The sequence below is a fragment of the Fibrella forsythiae genome (genome assembly GCF_017353175.1).
Lineage (GTDB): Bacteria > Bacteroidota > Bacteroidia > Cytophagales > Spirosomataceae > Fibrella > Fibrella forsythiae.
In genome coordinates, this window is sequence record NZ_JAFMYW010000005.1 from 180,892 (window position 1) to 197,245 (window position 16,354).

The following is a 16,354-nucleotide window of genomic DNA, read 5'->3' on the forward strand; positions in this document are numbered from 1 at the left end:
TCTCACTTAATACCAATCATGAATGGAGACATTTAGCAAGAAAGAAAAAGAAAAAGCAAGACAGAAAAAGAGAAAGGATAAAGAAGAAAAGCGGGAAGAGCGCAAAGCCAGTGCTCAGAAAGGCCTTGGCCTTGATGAGATGATGGCTTACGTTGACGAGAATGGCAACATTACCTCGACACCGCCAGATCCAAATAAAAAGCGGCGAGTGATCGACCAGGCAGACATCCAGATTGGTGTGTCTAAACAGGAAGATGCAGCCCCTGAAGATTTAGTCAGGAAGGGTATAGTTACCTTCTTCAATTCCTCGAAAGGCTACGGCTTTATTCGGGACCAGCAGAGTCAGGAAAGTATTTTTGTTCACATGAACGGCCTTATCGACGCCATCACTGAACAGGATAAAGTGACCTTCGAAGTGACGAAGACCCCAAAAGGTCCGAATGCAGTTGAAGTTAGAAAACAAGTAGCGTAGGACGATTCCTTCGAGTTGCCAGGCAACAGACCGCATGCGCCCGGTCGACAAGATTCGCGCAAAAATACGTTGACTAATCAGACAGGGTGACCTCACAGTCACCCATATTCATTTTTATCATACGAATCATGAGCAAGCCAGTTTATACATCCATTCCGCCTACCACCGACAACGTCTACTGGATGCTCAAATTCTCGGACGGGAAAACAAGCATCTACGTGCCGCGGGATAAGGAACTTGATCGTCAACTGAAGATCAAATTTCAGGCCGAAGTTGCCGCCCGCACATCGGTTAAACGGAAGCGAAACAGCTCAGCTTCATAATCTGGCCCTTTAGTCAGGTACGTTACTTTTACGAGGCATCAACAGGTTTTTTATGATCTGCTGATGCCTCGCGCTGTTTTGAGCCATAATAGGCCTTTTCCTCCCCGGCCTGCTCGGCTTCCAGTTTGAGCTGGGCATCGCGAATGGCCTCTTCCACTGAGTGCGTTTTACGCAGGTCACTGGCGGTGCGGGTTAGCTCAGCCAGTGTATGGTAGTGTTCGCGAAGCACTTCTAACTCCTGTTCCGACAATTCTTCAACAGATACGAGCCGGTTACTGGCCCCTTTCGTGGCAGCAATCAGCTCATTGAGCTTCAGCTGCACGGCCATCGACTCTTTATTCTGTGCCTTCTGAATCACAAACACCATCAGGAAGGTAATAATGGTGGTGCCTGTATTGATGACCAGTTGCCAGGTTTCTGAGTAGTGAAAAAACGGACCGGTAACTGCCCAGACAACAATGACCGTGAAGGCCAATAAAAAGGCCGTTGAACTGCCTGTAATCCGGGTGATGTACAGGGCAAAACGCTCGAACCGTTCTGCCATGCGTTCCGAGAACGACTTTTCGTTTTCCTGGTCCTGTTCCATTTGTCTGCTAGTTAGTCACTATGTGTTAAAGCTATAACCACTAATACGGCCCTAACCGATTGGCTAGGGCCGTTAAATCCTACTTAAAGGATAACTGATACGTTATACGTTGATGGGCTGTGCCCGTTTCTCCTGCTTTTTCCGGTCACGACGCGTATAAATGAGGCCGTAGATAACCGGTAAAATCAGTAGCGACAGAATAGTGCTGGTGATAAACCCGCCAATCATTACCGTGGCCAGTGGCTTCTGAGTCTCTGAACCGATTCCGGTCGACAAGGCAGCGGGTAACAGACCCAGCGAGGCCATCAGGGCGGTCATCATAATGGGCCGCACCAGTGCAATGGCTCCCTCGCGAACGGCTTCGAGAATATCCATCTTCCGATGCTGATTCTCCTTAAACCGGTTGATCAGAATTACCCCGTTCAGTACCGATACGCCGAAGAGACAGATAAAGCCGACCCCCGCCGAAATGCTGAAGTTGATGCCGGTGATCCAGAGCGCCAGGAAGCCGCCGATCAGCGCAAAAGGTACGTTCAGAATCACAAGCGTGGCGTCGAGTGCGCTACCAAAGGTGAACAACAGGATCAGGAAGATGACGGTGATCGAAATAGGTACTACCACCATCAGCGTTTTCTGCGCACGGGTCTGATTCTCGAACTCACCCGCCCACCGCATGCGATAACCTTCGGGCAGTTTTACCTGCGTGGCTACCGTTTTTTGTGCTTCGGCAATGGTACCGCCCAAATCACGACCACGTACCGAAAACTTGATAGCGATAAACCGGGCGCTGTTCTCGCGATATACAAATGCCGGCCCCGATTTGGTCGTGATCTCCGAAATCTCTTTCAGCGGCACTTTAGCGCCCGACCGCGTTGGTACCAGCAGGTTCTCGATCATCTCGGGCGAATACCGGAAGCGTTCGTCGTATCGCACCTTAATGTCGTAGCGGCGCTCGCCTTCAAAATACTGCGTCACGGTTTTACCGCCGATGGCTGTTTCAATAACCGATTGCGCCACGTCGGTAGGTACGTTGTACAGCGCCAGTTTCTGCGGGTCGAGCGTGATCCGGAATTCTGGCTGACCAAGGTTCCGGAATACGCCCAGGTCTTCAACTCCCCGGATTTTCTTCATCACGTTCAACACCCGCGTGGCTTCTTTATCAAGCACGTTCAGGTCCTGCCCGATGATCTTTATCGCCATCGACCCTTTCACGCCCGACACGGCTTCTTCGACGTTATCAGAAATAGGCTGTGAGAAACCGAAGGTTACGCCCTTGAAACGCGCCAGTTTCTGTCGCATCTGCTCAATAATCTGATCTTTGGTCAGGCCGCGCGTCCATTCTTCTTTTGGGTACAGATCCACGAAGAATTCATTGTTGAAAAAGCCGGTCGGGTCGGTGCCATCGTTGGGGCGCCCCGTTTGCGAGATCACGCCACGTACTTCGGGGAACTCTTTGAAAATAGCCCGAAACTTCCGCGTGTAGGCATAACTCTCGTCGAGCGATACCGAGTAAGGAAGGCTGGCCCGCACGTAGATCGACCCTTCATTGAGGCCGGGTAAGAATTCAGACCCTACGTGCGCCGCAAAGATGTAGCCCGAGATAGCCAGGCCCGCCAGCGCAATGCCAATGATGGCTTTGGGCTTCTGAATGGCCCAGTCGAGCGCAGGTACGTATCCTTTCTCAATTCCCTCCACAATGGGGTTGTGCCGTTCGCGGACGTTCTTTTTCAGCAGAATCGAGCATAATAGCGGAATCAGCGTGAGACTAACGATCAGGGCGCCGAGCAAGGCAAAACCAATCGTCCAGGCGAGTGGGCTGAAGAGTTTGCCTTCTACTTTCTGGAAAGCGAAAATGGGCAGCAGGGCTGTAATGATGATGATCTTAGCCGTAAAGATCGACTTACCTACCTCTGTTGCCGACGAGGCGATCCAGCTTAGTTTGGCGCGTTTGTTAAACTGCATCATGCCCAGCTGATCGGCGCGGTGGGCCAGCATGACGAAGAGCCCTTCCACCATGATCACGGCCCCGTCGATGATAATACCAAAGTCGAGTGCACCAATACTGAGCAGGTTGACCGTCATGCCGCGCAGTCGCAGACAGATGAACGCAAACAGCAGCGAGAGCGGAATCACGATCGCCACCATCAGTGTGGTACGCCAGTCGGCCAGGAACAGCAGCAGGATCACCGTGACCAGGAAAATGCCCAGGAATACGTTTTCGCCTACCGTGTGCATGGTGTAGTTATTCAGCGTGGTGCGGTCGTAGAACGTCTTGATCTTGACGTCTTTGGGCAAAATCTGACTGTTCAACTCATCGATCTTGGCTTTCAGGGCGGGAATTACCTCATTGGGATTCTCGCCTTTCCGCATCACCACGATACATTCCACCACGTCGTCTTTCTTGTCGCGGCCAACAATACCAAGTCGGGGCTGGAATGATTCACGAACAGTGGCCACATCACGTACCCGGACAGGCGCGCCGTTCACGTTATCAATGATGATACCGGCCACGTCTTCAGGTTTGGTGAGCAAGCCTATTCCCCGCACAACCAGCGCCTGGTTACCCTGTTTGATCACGTCGCCGCCCACGTTCACGTTGCTCTGGTGAATGGCCTGGTCAACATCAACGGCCGTGAAGCCGTAGTTGGCCAGTAGCGTTGGATTTAGGCTTACTTCGATGGTTTTTACTTTACCACCAAAGCTCACCACGTCGGCAATACCGGGCACCGATTTGATCTGCCGCTCAATCACCCAGTCCTGAATGGATTTCAGCTCGGTGATATCCTTCGTTTTGCTTTCCAGCGTGAAGCGGTAAATCTCACCGGTGGGGCCGTAGGGTGGCTGAATTTCGGCCTGTACACCTTCGGGCAAATCAACGCCGGCGATGCGGTTGGCTACGTTGGTCTGCGCCGTGAAGTTATCCACCCCATCGTCGAAGATCATCGTCACCACCGACAGACCGAACAGCGATACCGACCGGAGCGTGGTTTTCTTGGGCACTGAATTCAACTCGGTTTCGAGCGGAATAGTCACGTAGCGTTCCACTTCTTCAGCCGACCGGCCCGGCCACTGCGTGATGACAATAGTATTGGTGTTGGTTACGTCTGGAAACGTCTCAACGGGCGTATCCATGAAACTGACCACGCCGCCCACAATGATGAGCAAAATGCCAAAGAACACGGCGAATCGGTTCGTTAAGGCAAACGTGATAATACTGCGAATGAACTTGTTCATAAAGAGAGTCGTAAGTCGATAATCGTAAGTCTGGACAGTCGTGGTTAGTGTTGCTTACGCTGCACTGGCCTATCAGTTAGCCATATCGATGCGTGAATAACATCAATCATGACTGTCCAGACTCACGACTATCGACTTACGACTATTTTTTAGTCCGTTAAGTCGTTGTATAACAGCAGGCTACCTTCTGTGATGACGGTTTCGCCGGGCCGGATGTTGCCTTCTACGAATGCATAGCGCGAGGTGTTTTTCTGAACCGTCACCTCGCGGACGTCGTACTTGTCTTTCCCAGTCTGCACTACCACATAGTAATGATCCCGGTCGAAAACGACAGCTTTCTGTGGCACAGCCAGCGAGTTGCCCGTCATACCCCCGCCCGTGTTACCGATGTGCACATGAATGGTCGCGAACATGTCGGGTTTGAGTAACCCTTCTTTGTTGTCTAATACAATCCGCACTTTCAGCACCCGGGCCTGCTCGTCAAGTACATTGCTGACATTGTCGATATGGCCACGGAATGTCCGGTCGGGGTAGGCTAGCAACTGAACATCAACTGCCTCGCCCTGTTTGATCTGCGGAATGTCCTGTTCATACACATTGGCCATTACCCAGATACGTTGCAGGCTCGAAATCGTGTACAGCGGGTTCTGGTTATCAGACCGCAGGTCCTGACCTGTATTCACGTTCTTCTCAACGATATACCCCGAAATTGGCGCTTTCACCGTGAAGTAAGGCTGGCCGTTGTTCGCGTTGGCACCGCCATACACGCGTAGTACGTTCGTTGACCGGCCTAGTTCTTCCTGGGCTTTCTTGAGGTTGTTCCGCGCTGTAATCAGGTCCGTTTGCGAAGCGAAACCGGCCTTATACTGCGCTTCGGTGTTCTTTACGGCCTGCTGCGCTACTTCCAGATCTGCCTTATCGGCCTGGTAGTTGTTGACGTAGTTGGAGATATCGCCCGACCGGATTACGGCTAGATCCTGTCCTTTTTTCACGTATACACCCAACGTAACGTTGGCTTTTTCAACGTTACCCGACACGAGCGGAAAGACCCGAACCACGTTATCCTGATCGAAGGTGACGGTGCCATTAAGGACAAGTTCGTTCTCAGGATTCATGCGCCGCACCGAGTCGGTGAGGTAGCTGGCCGTTGAGTCAGCGTCGGACGTAGGTACGTTGGCGACCTTCTCATCTTTACTTCCGCATGCGGCCAATAAGCAAACGGCAAGAATTGGAAAAATTGACTGGACTGGTTTCATGAGACTGTCAATGAGTGGATTAGTGAATGAGCGGATGAGTGAATGTTTAGACTGTGCATCAACGAATCATAGCGATCCAGGCATCCGCTCATTCACTAATCCAATGGTTAGAAAAATTTCGTATTCGTCACAAAATCAAGCTGTTGTTGACTTTGAAAGACGTTATTAAGAAGATTGATGTGGTTAAGCTGTGCCTGTTGGTAGGTCCGTATCTTGTCCAGATAATCGAGCAAGCCGATGTTGCGGGCATTATACGCTTTCGAGGCTTCAACGCTGATGTTCTGAATCCGATCCAGATAACCCGGCGGGCGGCTATTGACCTGTTCATAGTAGGCGTTCAACACGTCATAGGCGTTCAGTACATCGCTCTGTACTACCGCCTGCATGTTTTCGAGGCCAGCGCCGGCGTTTTTCGCCGTTAGCTCGGCGGCCCGAATTGCGCCCTGATTGCGGTTCCGAACGGGTAGATCGATACTCGCCTGTAAACCAAGAAAATTGGTATAGGCATTTCCGTAACGTTCGTAGAGCAGGCCGGTCATCAGGTCTGGCGTGCGGCGTGCGCGTTCAAGGCTCAAACTGCGCTGGGCATTGGCAATCTGTTCCTGTGTCAGAGCCAGATCCGGCCGGTTGGTCAGGGCCGAATCCAGGGCAACACTAAGTGCCGGGGCTGGATTGGTTTGCTGAGGCAAAGCCGTAGGCAGAATAAACGTTGGGCTGGCCTGCCGCAACAGGATACGGAGGGTGGCCTGTTCATCGGCGATCTGATTCTTATAGTTGGAAATATTGGCTTGTAAATCGCGGTTCGCCACGTCGAGGCGCGTCACTTCATATGGCGCTGCGCCACCTGTTTGCAATGCAATCCGCGTTGATTCAACCAGACGCTGTTGCCGGGCCAACTCTTCCTGGAACAGATTCAGTGCCTGCAGATCATAATACAGGTTGGCGTAGGTGGTGTAGAGCTGATAGCGCAACGACCGCAGTACGTCGCGGAAAGCAATCTGCGCCAGTGACCGGTTACTCTCGGCCAGGGCAATCATTTTCGAACGTTTGCCAGCCAGCATTAGTACCTGTTGCAACTGAACGGCAAAATACCCGCTGTTGAAGGTCTGCTTTTCCAGGTCCGACTGCGAGGGAGTTCCCAGCGGCAGAATCTTGCCAGTGTTGGGGTTATACAGGTTGGTTTGAAACCACAGGTTTGGGTTCAGGCGTAAGCCTGCCTGGGTAATGGCTGCGCCGGCAATGTCGATCTGATAGCGCTGAGCCAGTAGTGAGTAATTACGGGCCAGAACCTGTTGTTCCAGATCGGGGAGGCTAATTCGAAGTGTGTCTGTAACCGATGGAATGATGGGGGCAGCAGGGGCCTGAGGTTGAGCGTGTCCGAGCAGACAAGTGAAAAGAAGCAGGCCCAGCAATGAGTAATTCCATTGGCTAATGCGAGCTCCAACTGAACGATTCATAAAAATGACTAGTCTATGAGTGGCACCAAACCAGACCATCAGTAATGCCCTGTTTGATGCCTGCAAGTAGCCTGCGTGTCGTTAATGTGTAATTAAATAGCTGTTAAGAGCATCTTAAACTCAAGGCGTGTTGTATTTGTACTCTTTTAATGTGGAGTTCACATGTCTTTAATGCTCTATAAATACTTTCGTGGCTGAAGATTATACTTACTCATTCATGCACAGAACCAGGGCTCAGTATTGCCGTATATGCTTATCAGTTATTGTACTCCTTGTTGGCTTGGCCACGGATTTACAGGCACAGAAAGACAATAACAATAATTACCTGGATTCATCGCAGGCCTGGAGTTTGCACTATCAGTTTACAACGATTGCTCAGGGGCATACCAGTTTTCGAGGAGCTGGGTACGTTGGGCGCAACACACTGAGTGCCCAACCAGATACGGCTCTGTCTGTCACTACCACTCTTTTCGTGGGCCGCAAGTTGTGGAAAGGTGCCGCTATGTACGCTAACCCTGAAATTGCTGGTGGTGTGGGCGTTGGGCATCGAGATGTAGCTGAACCGTATAATGCAGGTCTATACAGCGCGGCCGTTGGCATTGCCGGTTTCCCCAATGGCGAGAGTTTTCGGATCGGTAGCCCGAAACCGGCGGTGTATATGGCCCGGTTCTTCGTTGAACAGGTTTTTGCCTTAAAAGACGCTCAGCCGGAAGACATTGAGTCAGAAGCAAACCATGTGAAGCAGCGCCGTCCTGATTCGCGGGTGGTTATTACGGCCGGGAAATTCTCGATTGCCGATATTTTTGATAATAACCGGTTCTCTCACGACCCCAGAACGCAGTTTTTCAACTGGTCATTAATGAGCTATGGTGCCTGGGATTACCCGGCCAATACGCGGGGCTATACCTGGGGATTGGCTGTAGAATACGTTCGTCCGGCCTATGAGGTGCGGGTAGCGTATAGCCTGATGCCCAAAATGGCCAATGGGAACGTGCTCGACTGGAATATCAGCCAATCGGGCGGGTTAACCGTTGAGCTCGAAAGCCGATACCACCTGCTGGAACAGCCCGGAACGGTTCGGTTACTGGCGTTTAGAAATACATCGAAAGCGCCTGCCTACCAGGATGCTACCCAGCGGCTGCTGAATGGCACCTATGATACGTCGTTTCCGTATATCTTGAGCGGCGAGCAATACGGTGGCGTGAAATATGGGCTTGGCGTGAGCCTTGAACAGCCTATTGCCAAAAACAGTGGCTTGTTTGCCCGCGCCAGCTGGAATGATGGTAAAACGGCTACCTGGGCGTTCACCGAAATTGACCGGAGTGTATCTGCCGGTGCGTTTATAGCGGGCGGTCGTTGGGGCCGACCAGAAGATGCCATCGGTATAGCTGCTGTAGTTAATGGCCTGTCGCCCAGCCATGCTGCCTTTTTTAACGCAGGCGGTATCGGGTTCATGATTGGCGATGGCCGGTTGCCGAATTATAAGACGGAACAGATTCTGGAAGCTTTTTACAAGACCCGCCTTACCCGTGCCCTCTTTCTGACCGCCGATTACCAGTTGGTCGCCAACCCCGGCTATAACGGCGATCGCGGTCCGGTGAATCTGTTTGCGCTACGTACCCACGTGGAGTTTTGACAGGTACGTTGTTATTGGTCCAGATGAAATATTGAGTACATCATCAACAAAAATGCCCAGCCATTTCTGGCTGGGCATTTTTAATAGAAGACAAATCGAAAGTCTAAATGGCTTGCGATGTAACTTTTGAACCCAGGTATTCGCGGTTTAGGCGAGCGATGTGGTCGAGAGAGATCGATTTGGGGCATTCTACCGAGCAGGCACCAGTGAATGAGCAAGCGCCAAAACCTTCGGCGTCCATCTGAGCCACCATCTTCTCGGCGCGAAGGCTGGCTTCGGCTTGTCCCTGTGGTAATACCGCAAGGTGTGATACTTTAGCGGCAACGAACAGCATGGCTGATGCATTTTTGCAGGCAGCTACGCAGGCACCGCACCCAATGCACTGAGCTGCGTCCATGGCTTCATCAGCAATGGGGCGGGGAATCAGTGTTTCGTTGGCATCGCGGGCTGAACCGGTATTCACCGATACGTACCCACCCGCCTGAACCACCCGGTCAAATGCCGACCGGTCGACCATCAGATCTTTAATCACCGGGAAAGCGCGGGCCCGCCAGGGTTCAACTACGATGGTGTCGCCATCGCTGAACGAACGCATATGCAACTGACAGGTAGTTGCTCCCGTTTGTGGTCCGTGTGCCCGGCCGTTAATGTACATCGAGCACATACCGCAGATACCCTCGCGGCAATCGTGGTCGAAGGCAATCATTTCTTCGCCTTTCATAGTTAGCTCGCCGTTCAGCACGTCGATCATTTCCAGAAAAGACATATCAGGAGAGACGTTATCCAATTGATAGTCAACGAGTTTGCCCTGGGCGTTACCGTTGCGTTGTCTCCAGACTTTAAGGTTAACTTTCATTTTTAAAAATGTCTTCTGTCTTCTGTCTTCTGTTGCGCTGCTAACCCAAAGTTCGGTACGTTAGCAGCGCAACAGAAGACAGAAGACATTTTTAACTTATTACTTGTAGCTACGCTGGGTGAGTTTGACGTTTTCGAACACGAGTTCCTCTTTGTGAAGCACTTCGGGCTTGTTTTCGCCTTTATATTCCCAGGCGGCTACATACGCGAATTCGGCATCGTTACGGAGTGCCTCGCCATCTGGCGTTTGGTATTCCTCGCGGAAGTGGCCGCCACACGATTCCTCACGTGCCAGCGCATCGTCGACCATCAGTTCGCCAAGCTCAATAAAGTCAGCCACACGGCCGGCGTTCTCAAGTGCCTGGTTCATTTCTTCATTCTCGCCAACTACCCGAACGTTCTGCCAGAAATCAGCTTTCAGCGCCTGAATCATTTTCTTGGCCTTGGCCAGTCCTTCGGCCGTACGCGACATACCGCAGTATTCCCACATGATATGCCCCAACTCCTTGTGGTAGGTGTCTACGGGCTTGGTGCCTTTCGTGTTCAGGAACCGATCGATCGTGTGTTTCACATTCGCTTCGGCTTCTTTAAAGGCAGGGTTATCAACCGACACTTTATCAGCGGGACCGATTGTAGCCAGGTAATCACCGAGTGTATAAGGAATAACGAAATAACCATCAGCCAGCCCTTGCATCAGCGCCGAAGCACCTAAGCGGTTTGCGCCGTGATCGGAGAAATTGGCCTCGCCCAGTGCGTAAAGACCAGGAATTGACGTCATCAGGTTGTAATCGACCCACAGGCCACCCATCGTATAGTGAACGGCAGGGTAGATCATCATTGGCGTTTCGTACGGATTGTCGTCGACAATCTTTTCGTACATCTCGAACAGGTTACCGTATTTAGCTTCGATGGTTTTCTGACCGTCGCGCTTGATGGCATCGGCAAAATCAAGGTACACGGCCAGCCCCGTTGAGGCTACACCACGGCCTTCGTCGCACATGTTCTTAGCGTTACGTGAGGCCACGTCGCGGGGAACAAGGTTACCAAAAGCAGGGTAGCGGCGTTCCAGGAAGTAATCGCGGTCTTCTTCTTTCAGGTCAGTCGCTTTCAACTGACCCTTCCGGATTTTCTCGGCATCTTCCTTGGTTTTGGGCACCCAAACCCGGCCGTCGTTCCGCAATGATTCCGACATCAGCGTCAGCTTCGACTGGTAATCGCCTTTAACCGGGATACAGGTCGGGTGAATCTGCGTGAAGCAGGGGTTGCCGAAGAAAGCCCCTTTCTTGTGTGCCCGCCAGGCGGCCGTTACGTTCGAGCCCATTGCGTTGGTGCTCAGGTAGAATACGTTACCGTAACCACCCGTACACAGTAACACGGCGTGGGCTGCGTGCGACTCGATTTTACCCGTTACCAGGTTACGCGTTACAATACCACGGGCTTTGCCGTCCTGAACCACCACATCGAGCATTTCGGTGCGAGGATACATTTTCACTTTTCCGTTGGCGATCTGCCGGCTCAGGGCCGAATAGGCACCTAACAACAGTTGCTGACCGGTTTGGCCCCGTGCGTAGAACGTGCGGGATACCTGCGCGCCGCCGAATGAGCGGTTGGCCAGCAAGCCGCCGTATTCGCGGGCAAAGGGAACGCCCTGCGCCACACACTGGTCAATAATGTTGACGCTCACCTCGGCCAGGCGATACACGTTCCCCTCACGGGCACGGTAGTCACCACCTTTAACGGTGTCGTAGAACAGACGGAAAATGGAATCGCCATCGTTCTGGTAATTCTTGGCGGCGTTAATACCACCCTGCGCGGCAATACTGTGGGCGCGGCGGGGGCTATCCTGGAAACAGAACGCTTTCACGTTGTAGCCCAACTCGGCTAGTGATGCAGCAGCCGACGCACCGGCCAGGCCGGTGCCTACCACGATAACGTCGTATTTGCGTTTGTTGGCCGGGTTTACCAGCTTAAGACCAAACTTGTGCCGTGACCATTTTTCGGCCAACGGCCCTTCCGGAATTTTTGACTCTAAGTTCATAGACAATCGTTGTTAGGAAAGCTACTTATCCGATTATACCTACGTGTTTGAGGAACATGTATACCGGCATGGCTGCAAATAGTGCCGGAATGAGAATGGCAAAAACATAAACGCCTAAGAATTCAAGCAGCGGCGTGTATTTCTTGTGGCGAAGCCCCATTGTCTGGAATCCGCTCTTGAAACCATGAACCAGGTGGAAACCCAGTGCTGCCATTGACAGTACGTAAATGGCTACATACCACCATTGCGAAAAGGCAGCTACTACCGTCTTATACAGGTCTTTATACTCCTTGCCATCATACTCGGCCATGGGTACGCTGCCAAAGTGCATTTCGTACCAGAACGTCCGCATATGAAGAACAATAAAGATGAGCAGAATGGTACCCAGAATACCCATATTTCGCGACGACCAGGGGCTGTTGGCTTCTGGCTTGGTGTAGGCATACTTTACTGGGCGTGATGCCTGGTTGTGGCGCGTCAGAATGAGGGCCATCAGGGCATGAACGATAATCGACGTGTAGAGCAGGTAGGAAACCGTCATGATCACCGGGTTATGGGTCATGAAGTAACTATACTCGTTGAAGGCCCGGCCTTCGTCACCTTTGAAAAGCTGAAGATTGCCCGCAACGTGAACAATCAGAAACGTACACAGAAACAGGCCAGTGAGCGACATAATCACTTTCCGGCCAAGCGAACTGGCTAACGTTTGGGTTACCCAAGACATAGATTGATTGGCAGAGATAAACAGTTGAAAAACAACAAAACAAGTCTTTCTTTTTGGCTAAAATGTAGCCTCAGAATGACCGCGTAAAAGTACTGCCCGATGGATACGCAAACAAGGTAGACACTTGTTTTTTGGCGCAGGTACGTCCTTTTACCGGATGTTCGCTGGCCAACTGTCAAACAGGTTTGTTTCGGTCGGGTAGAGTTAAGATGGGTTGGCGCAGATAATCTACTGATATGCTGCTGAAGTTGTAGGCAAACCGTAACCTATTTTTCTGACAGCCAGTGTAGTTAATGGTCTGGTAGTTGCTTGCAATTATGGTATAGAAGAGCTATATTTACTCTACTGTTTCAGTAAACTAACAACACAGATGAACGCCGGTCACCCATGCGGTGAGCACCGGCTTTTTTGCGCTTATGGCACGTACCAAATATCATCCTGCACAGCTTCAGATTGATTTTCTGGCCAACTTCCGCCAGATGCTCGTCAGCCTGGGTAATGCCGATAACCTTCCGCAGAACGAAGCACTCTTTGTTCGCCTGACAGACCAGTGGGAAAGCAAGCAGGTATTACCCGCTGATTTGCTGTTTCAGAAGAGCCCGATTGAAGCGGTGGTATACCGCCTTCAGAAAGAAGATCAGGCCTCAGGCGAACATCAACTGCGCTTCCCGATTGATCTGATTGCCGGTGAGTTACGCGGCACGCCGGGCCTTACCGGCTTTTCGGCCAAGTTTAAGGAGCAGGGCTGGATTATTCTGCCTGCCGAACTCTCGGGTATGTACAAGAACCTGTTCCTGAATATTCTGGCGGCGTCTATTGGCCTGGAACATCAGTACCCCAATCGTCGTGAGTTGCTGGCCGAGGCCGAAAAGGTAGCACTGGCGTCATTACTGCCCGAGACCGAAATGAAAAAGTTCTTCGGCATTAAGCTGTCGCGTTTCCCCGATTCGTTCCGGAGCGAGGTATCCAACTACTTCAATTTACCGTTCGACTATATCCTGAAACGGGCCCAGCATATGGGCGCCGTTACGGCCGAGGCCGTAGAGGAAGCGGCCAATCCACGCAGTGTTCGGCCAACTACACTGCGTAAACCCGTCAGTTCGCGAGCCGCCTAGCTGCCGCGCATGTAATCAGTTATTTAGACCGCATATGTAAAAAGGAGGACCTGTTTAGATCCTCCTTTTTACGTTTGTGCCGGTCCTGAATTCGCTCCCAGCTGACAGCCTACCTGCACTGAAAATGAGCTTTCTGTGACCCCGTTTGGTACTAATCAGAGACGTAATTTACCTGAAGAAGGAATTTTCAAAAAACTGAGGAAACTTCAAACTTTCTGATAGTTTCCTCAGTTCCGGGTGCAATGAACGTACCTGCAAACGAAACCATTAAAGACAAAATACTGGCTGAGTCGGCTAAGCTGCTCTGGAAGTACGGTGTGCGCACGATCACGATGGATGATATTGCCCGCCGGTTGGGAATATCAAAAAAAACGATCTACCTACATTTTTCTGACAAGGAAGATATTGTTTATCAGGCCGTTAAGCACCATATCGAACATGAAATGATCGAATGCGACCGGGTGATGTGTCTGGATATGAACCCGATCGATGAGATGCTGCTGGTATCTGATATGATGCGCCGCCAGGCCGATGCGATTAATCCGAGCCTGCTGATGGACGTGCAGCGCTACTACCCGAAAGCCTGGGCCTTTTTTCTGGACCACAAGGAAAAGCGGATTATCAATGATATCAAAGCTAATCTGAAACGAGGCGTGGAACAGGGCTTCTACCGCTCCGACATCAATCTGGATACAATGGCCCGCCTGCGGGTCGAGCTGGTTCAGCTGGGTTTCGATGACCGCATATTTCCGAATAACAAAGACGTAAAAGATGTGATCGCCACGCAGGAACAGCTACTGCACCATTTCATTCGGGGTATACTGACCGAGGCTGGCTTTGCAACTTACAATGAACGCGTCAAAAGCTTTAACTAGAGTACAATCTGATTCTTCCATTACTATGAACACTTCTTTACACAAACGTTCTCTGCGACGCTTCATGCCGGCTATTGGGCTGGCAATAGGCTGGTTGGGTACGTCGATGATTCCCGGCTCTGTGGGTACGTTGCTGGCGCAGGTGCCTGCGGCTGGTGCGCCGGCGAGTACGGTGCCTACTCAACCGTCTGTTGGTCAGCAACCAACCGGCGCGGCCGCCAGTGGTCAGCAACCAGGCGCGCAGCAACCTGCTGGCACAGGCGCTATCACGCCGGCAGGCCAGGTGGTGCCTTCGCAACCGGGCACTACGCCTGCAACTACGGCGCAGCCAGCCATCCAGAATGGTCCGGTCAACTTGCAATCAGGAACTGTGTCAACGTTCAACTCGGGTTTGGCACCAGCACCAACAGGGTTGAAGCCAGCTAATCAGGTGGGGGCCGGGCAAACCTTTACGCTGCAGGAGGCTATTGATTTTGCGATCAAGCAGAATATCAATGTGCGGAACAGCCAGCTCGACGCAATCAGTGCCGAGGCTCGGATTCATGAGATAAAGGCATCGGCATTACCACAGGTAAGTGCAAGCGGCTCGTTTACTGATAACCTCATCATTCAACGCGCCTTCTTACCAGCCAACTTCTTCGACCCGAAGGCATCGCCTGATGCGCCTGCTGTGCCGGTGCAGTTTGGGGTGAATTACTCGGCCAATGGTACCGTTGCTGTGAACCAGTTGCTGTATAGCGCAGGCTTGAATGTAGGATTGCGCGCTGCTGCTACATACCGTGAGTTGGCGCAACGCACGACGCAGGCAACCAAAGTAACGGTGGCTGAGCAGGTAGCGAAAGCGTACTACGGTGTACTGGTAGCCCGCGAGCGCTCAAAACTGCTCGACCTGAACATTGGCCGGTTAGATACGCTGCTACGCGATACGAGGGCGTCGAATCAGCAGGGGTTTGTGGAAAAACTGGATGTTCAGCGGCTCGAAGTACAGGCCAACAATCTGCGGTCAGATCGGCAGAACGTAGAGAACCTGATTCAACTGAGTTATGCGTTGCTGAAATACCAGATGGGCCTGACGGTAAACGACGAGATTACGCTTAGCGAGCAATTGCAGGACCGTGACCTCGCCGAACTGGAATCATTGATTGCCCCCGACCCAACGTTTCAGTACCAGAGCCGGATCGAGTATTCAACATTGCAAACGCAGTTGAAGCTGGCTGAACTAGACATTGAGTTGTCGAAAAAAGGTTATTTGCCAACGGCATCGGCATTTGTTAACTACGGTTACAACAACGGGAAGAATCGGATCGGCGACATGGTGAGCACGCCCTGGCTGAATTTTGCGACGGCTGGTCTTAGCCTCCAGATTCCGATTTTCGATGGTTTCCTGAAAAAATACCAGATTGCCCAGAAGCGGGTTACGCTCCAGAAAGCACAGAACAGCGGTGAACTGCTGAAGAACTCGATCGATCTCCAAATTCGGCAGTCGAGCATTACGCTGAATAACGGTTTCCAGACTCTACGCACGCAACTGCGCAACCGTGATCTGGCCACCGAAATCGTTCGCGTCACGCGGATCAAGTACAAAGAAGGCGTTGGCTCGAACATTGAGGTGCTCAATGCTGAAACCAGCCTCCGCGAAGCACAAACCAATTATTTCGCCTCCCTCTACGATTTCCTGATCTCGAAAGTAGATCAGGACAAAGCGCTGGGGCGGTTATATACAGGACAATAGTGAATTTGGATTGGGGATGTCGGATTGGGGATTGTTGCTTAGGCCAGAGCA

At 51.7% G+C, this 16,354-nt stretch carries 13 protein-coding genes; 6 read left to right on the forward strand and 7 right to left on the reverse strand.

Going from position 1 to position 16,354, the window contains the following annotated elements:
• Window positions 1-22 precede the first annotated feature (22 nt).
• Both J2I46_RS17200 and J2I46_RS17205 read left to right on the forward strand, forming a co-directional pair.
• A complete protein-coding gene (locus J2I46_RS17200) occupies window positions 23-472 on the forward strand; it encodes a cold-shock protein (protein WP_207330294.1) in 450 nt (149 codons plus the stop codon).
• 128 nt (window positions 473-600) lie between these two features.
• Complete coding sequence (locus tag J2I46_RS17205; RefSeq protein ID WP_207330295.1) at window positions 601-795, forward strand: hypothetical protein; 195 nt, start codon at window positions 601-603, stop codon at window positions 793-795.
• A 28-nt stretch (window positions 796-823) separates the two neighbouring features.
• Here J2I46_RS17205 and J2I46_RS17210 read toward each other — a convergent pair whose 3' ends face one another.
• The 4 genes from J2I46_RS17210 to J2I46_RS17225 all read right to left on the reverse strand — a co-directional run bounded on the left by J2I46_RS17210 (window position 824) and on the right by J2I46_RS17225 (window position 7,328).
• On the reverse strand, window positions 824-1,381 hold the full coding sequence (locus tag J2I46_RS17210; RefSeq protein ID WP_229379815.1) for a low affinity iron permease family protein: 558 nt from the start codon (window positions 1,379-1,381) through the stop codon (window positions 824-826).
• A gap of 102 nt (window positions 1,382-1,483) precedes the next feature.
• Complete coding sequence (locus J2I46_RS17215) at window positions 1,484-4,615, reverse strand: efflux RND transporter permease subunit (protein WP_207330296.1); 3,132 nt, start codon at window positions 4,613-4,615, stop codon at window positions 1,484-1,486.
• Between the two features lie 149 nt (window positions 4,616-4,764).
• Window positions 4,765-5,871, reverse strand: coding sequence for an efflux RND transporter periplasmic adaptor subunit (locus J2I46_RS17220; RefSeq protein WP_207330297.1), 1,107 nt, complete (start codon window positions 5,869-5,871; stop codon window positions 4,765-4,767).
• A 107-nt stretch (window positions 5,872-5,978) separates the two neighbouring features.
• Window positions 5,979-7,328: a TolC family protein gene (locus J2I46_RS17225; protein ID WP_207330298.1), complete on the reverse strand. Its 1,350-nt coding sequence runs from the start codon at window positions 7,326-7,328 to the stop codon at window positions 5,979-5,981.
• Between the two features lie 280 nt (window positions 7,329-7,608).
• Here J2I46_RS17225 and J2I46_RS17230 point away from each other — a divergent pair, with 280 nt between their 5' ends.
• Complete coding sequence (locus tag J2I46_RS17230; RefSeq protein WP_207330299.1) at window positions 7,609-8,964, forward strand: carbohydrate porin; 1,356 nt, start codon at window positions 7,609-7,611, stop codon at window positions 8,962-8,964.
• A gap of 103 nt (window positions 8,965-9,067) precedes the next feature.
• On the opposite strand, the gene J2I46_RS17235 is transcribed toward J2I46_RS17230, so the two are convergent.
• The 3 genes from J2I46_RS17235 to J2I46_RS17245 form a co-directional block, all read right to left on the reverse strand.
• Window positions 9,068-9,820 (reverse strand): succinate dehydrogenase/fumarate reductase iron-sulfur subunit, encoded by a 753-nt coding sequence (locus J2I46_RS17235; protein ID WP_207330300.1) that lies wholly within the window; start codon window positions 9,818-9,820, stop codon window positions 9,068-9,070.
• 99 nt (window positions 9,821-9,919) lie between these two features.
• Window positions 9,920-11,857 (reverse strand): fumarate reductase/succinate dehydrogenase flavoprotein subunit, encoded by a 1,938-nt coding sequence (locus tag J2I46_RS17240; RefSeq protein WP_207330301.1) that lies wholly within the window; start codon window positions 11,855-11,857, stop codon window positions 9,920-9,922.
• A gap of 25 nt (window positions 11,858-11,882) precedes the next feature.
• On the reverse strand, window positions 11,883-12,581 hold the full coding sequence (locus J2I46_RS17245) for a succinate dehydrogenase cytochrome b subunit (RefSeq protein WP_207330302.1): 699 nt from the start codon (window positions 12,579-12,581) through the stop codon (window positions 11,883-11,885).
• A 416-nt stretch (window positions 12,582-12,997) separates the two neighbouring features.
• On the opposite strand from J2I46_RS17245, the gene J2I46_RS17250 reads away from it, so the two are divergent.
• From J2I46_RS17250 to J2I46_RS17260, 3 genes are all read left to right on the forward strand, one after another.
• Complete coding sequence (locus J2I46_RS17250) at window positions 12,998-13,696, forward strand: hypothetical protein (protein ID WP_207330303.1); 699 nt, start codon at window positions 12,998-13,000, stop codon at window positions 13,694-13,696.
• Between the two features lie 242 nt (window positions 13,697-13,938).
• Window positions 13,939-14,571, forward strand: a complete 633-nt coding sequence (locus J2I46_RS17255; protein ID WP_229379816.1) for a TetR/AcrR family transcriptional regulator — start codon at window positions 13,939-13,941, stop codon at window positions 14,569-14,571.
• A gap of 25 nt (window positions 14,572-14,596) precedes the next feature.
• Window positions 14,597-16,303: a TolC family protein gene (locus J2I46_RS17260; protein WP_374758095.1), complete on the forward strand. Its 1,707-nt coding sequence runs from the start codon at window positions 14,597-14,599 to the stop codon at window positions 16,301-16,303.
• Window positions 16,304-16,354 lie beyond the last annotated feature (51 nt).

Coding starts and splice junctions, on each gene's coding strand:
- J2I46_RS17250 (WP_207330303.1), top strand. CDS start 12,998: ATGGCACGTACCAAATATCATCCTGCACAGCTTCAGATTGATTTTCTG.
- J2I46_RS17205 (WP_207330295.1), top strand. CDS start 601: ATGAGCAAGCCAGTTTATACATCCATTCCGCCTACCACCGACAACGTC.
- J2I46_RS17200 (WP_207330294.1), top strand. CDS start 23: ATGGAGACATTTAGCAAGAAAGAAAAAGAAAAAGCAAGACAGAAAAAG.
- J2I46_RS17235 (WP_207330300.1), bottom strand. CDS start 9,820: ATGAAAGTTAACCTTAAAGTCTGGAGACAACGCAACGGTAACGCCCAG.
- J2I46_RS17215 (WP_207330296.1), bottom strand. CDS start 4,615: ATGAACAAGTTCATTCGCAGTATTATCACGTTTGCCTTAACGAACCGA.
- J2I46_RS17245 (WP_207330302.1), bottom strand. CDS start 12,581: ATGTCTTGGGTAACCCAAACGTTAGCCAGTTCGCTTGGCCGGAAAGTG.
- J2I46_RS17225 (WP_207330298.1), bottom strand. CDS start 7,328: ATGAATCGTTCAGTTGGAGCTCGCATTAGCCAATGGAATTACTCATTG.
- J2I46_RS17210 (WP_229379815.1), bottom strand. CDS start 1,381: ATGGAACAGGACCAGGAAAACGAAAAGTCGTTCTCGGAACGCATGGCA.
- J2I46_RS17220 (WP_207330297.1), bottom strand. CDS start 5,871: ATGAAACCAGTCCAGTCAATTTTTCCAATTCTTGCCGTTTGCTTATTG.
- J2I46_RS17255 (WP_229379816.1), top strand. CDS start 13,939: ATGAACGTACCTGCAAACGAAACCATTAAAGACAAAATACTGGCTGAG.
- J2I46_RS17260 (WP_374758095.1), top strand. CDS start 14,597: ATGAACACTTCTTTACACAAACGTTCTCTGCGACGCTTCATGCCGGCT.
- J2I46_RS17240 (WP_207330301.1), bottom strand. CDS start 11,857: ATGAACTTAGAGTCAAAAATTCCGGAAGGGCCGTTGGCCGAAAAATGG.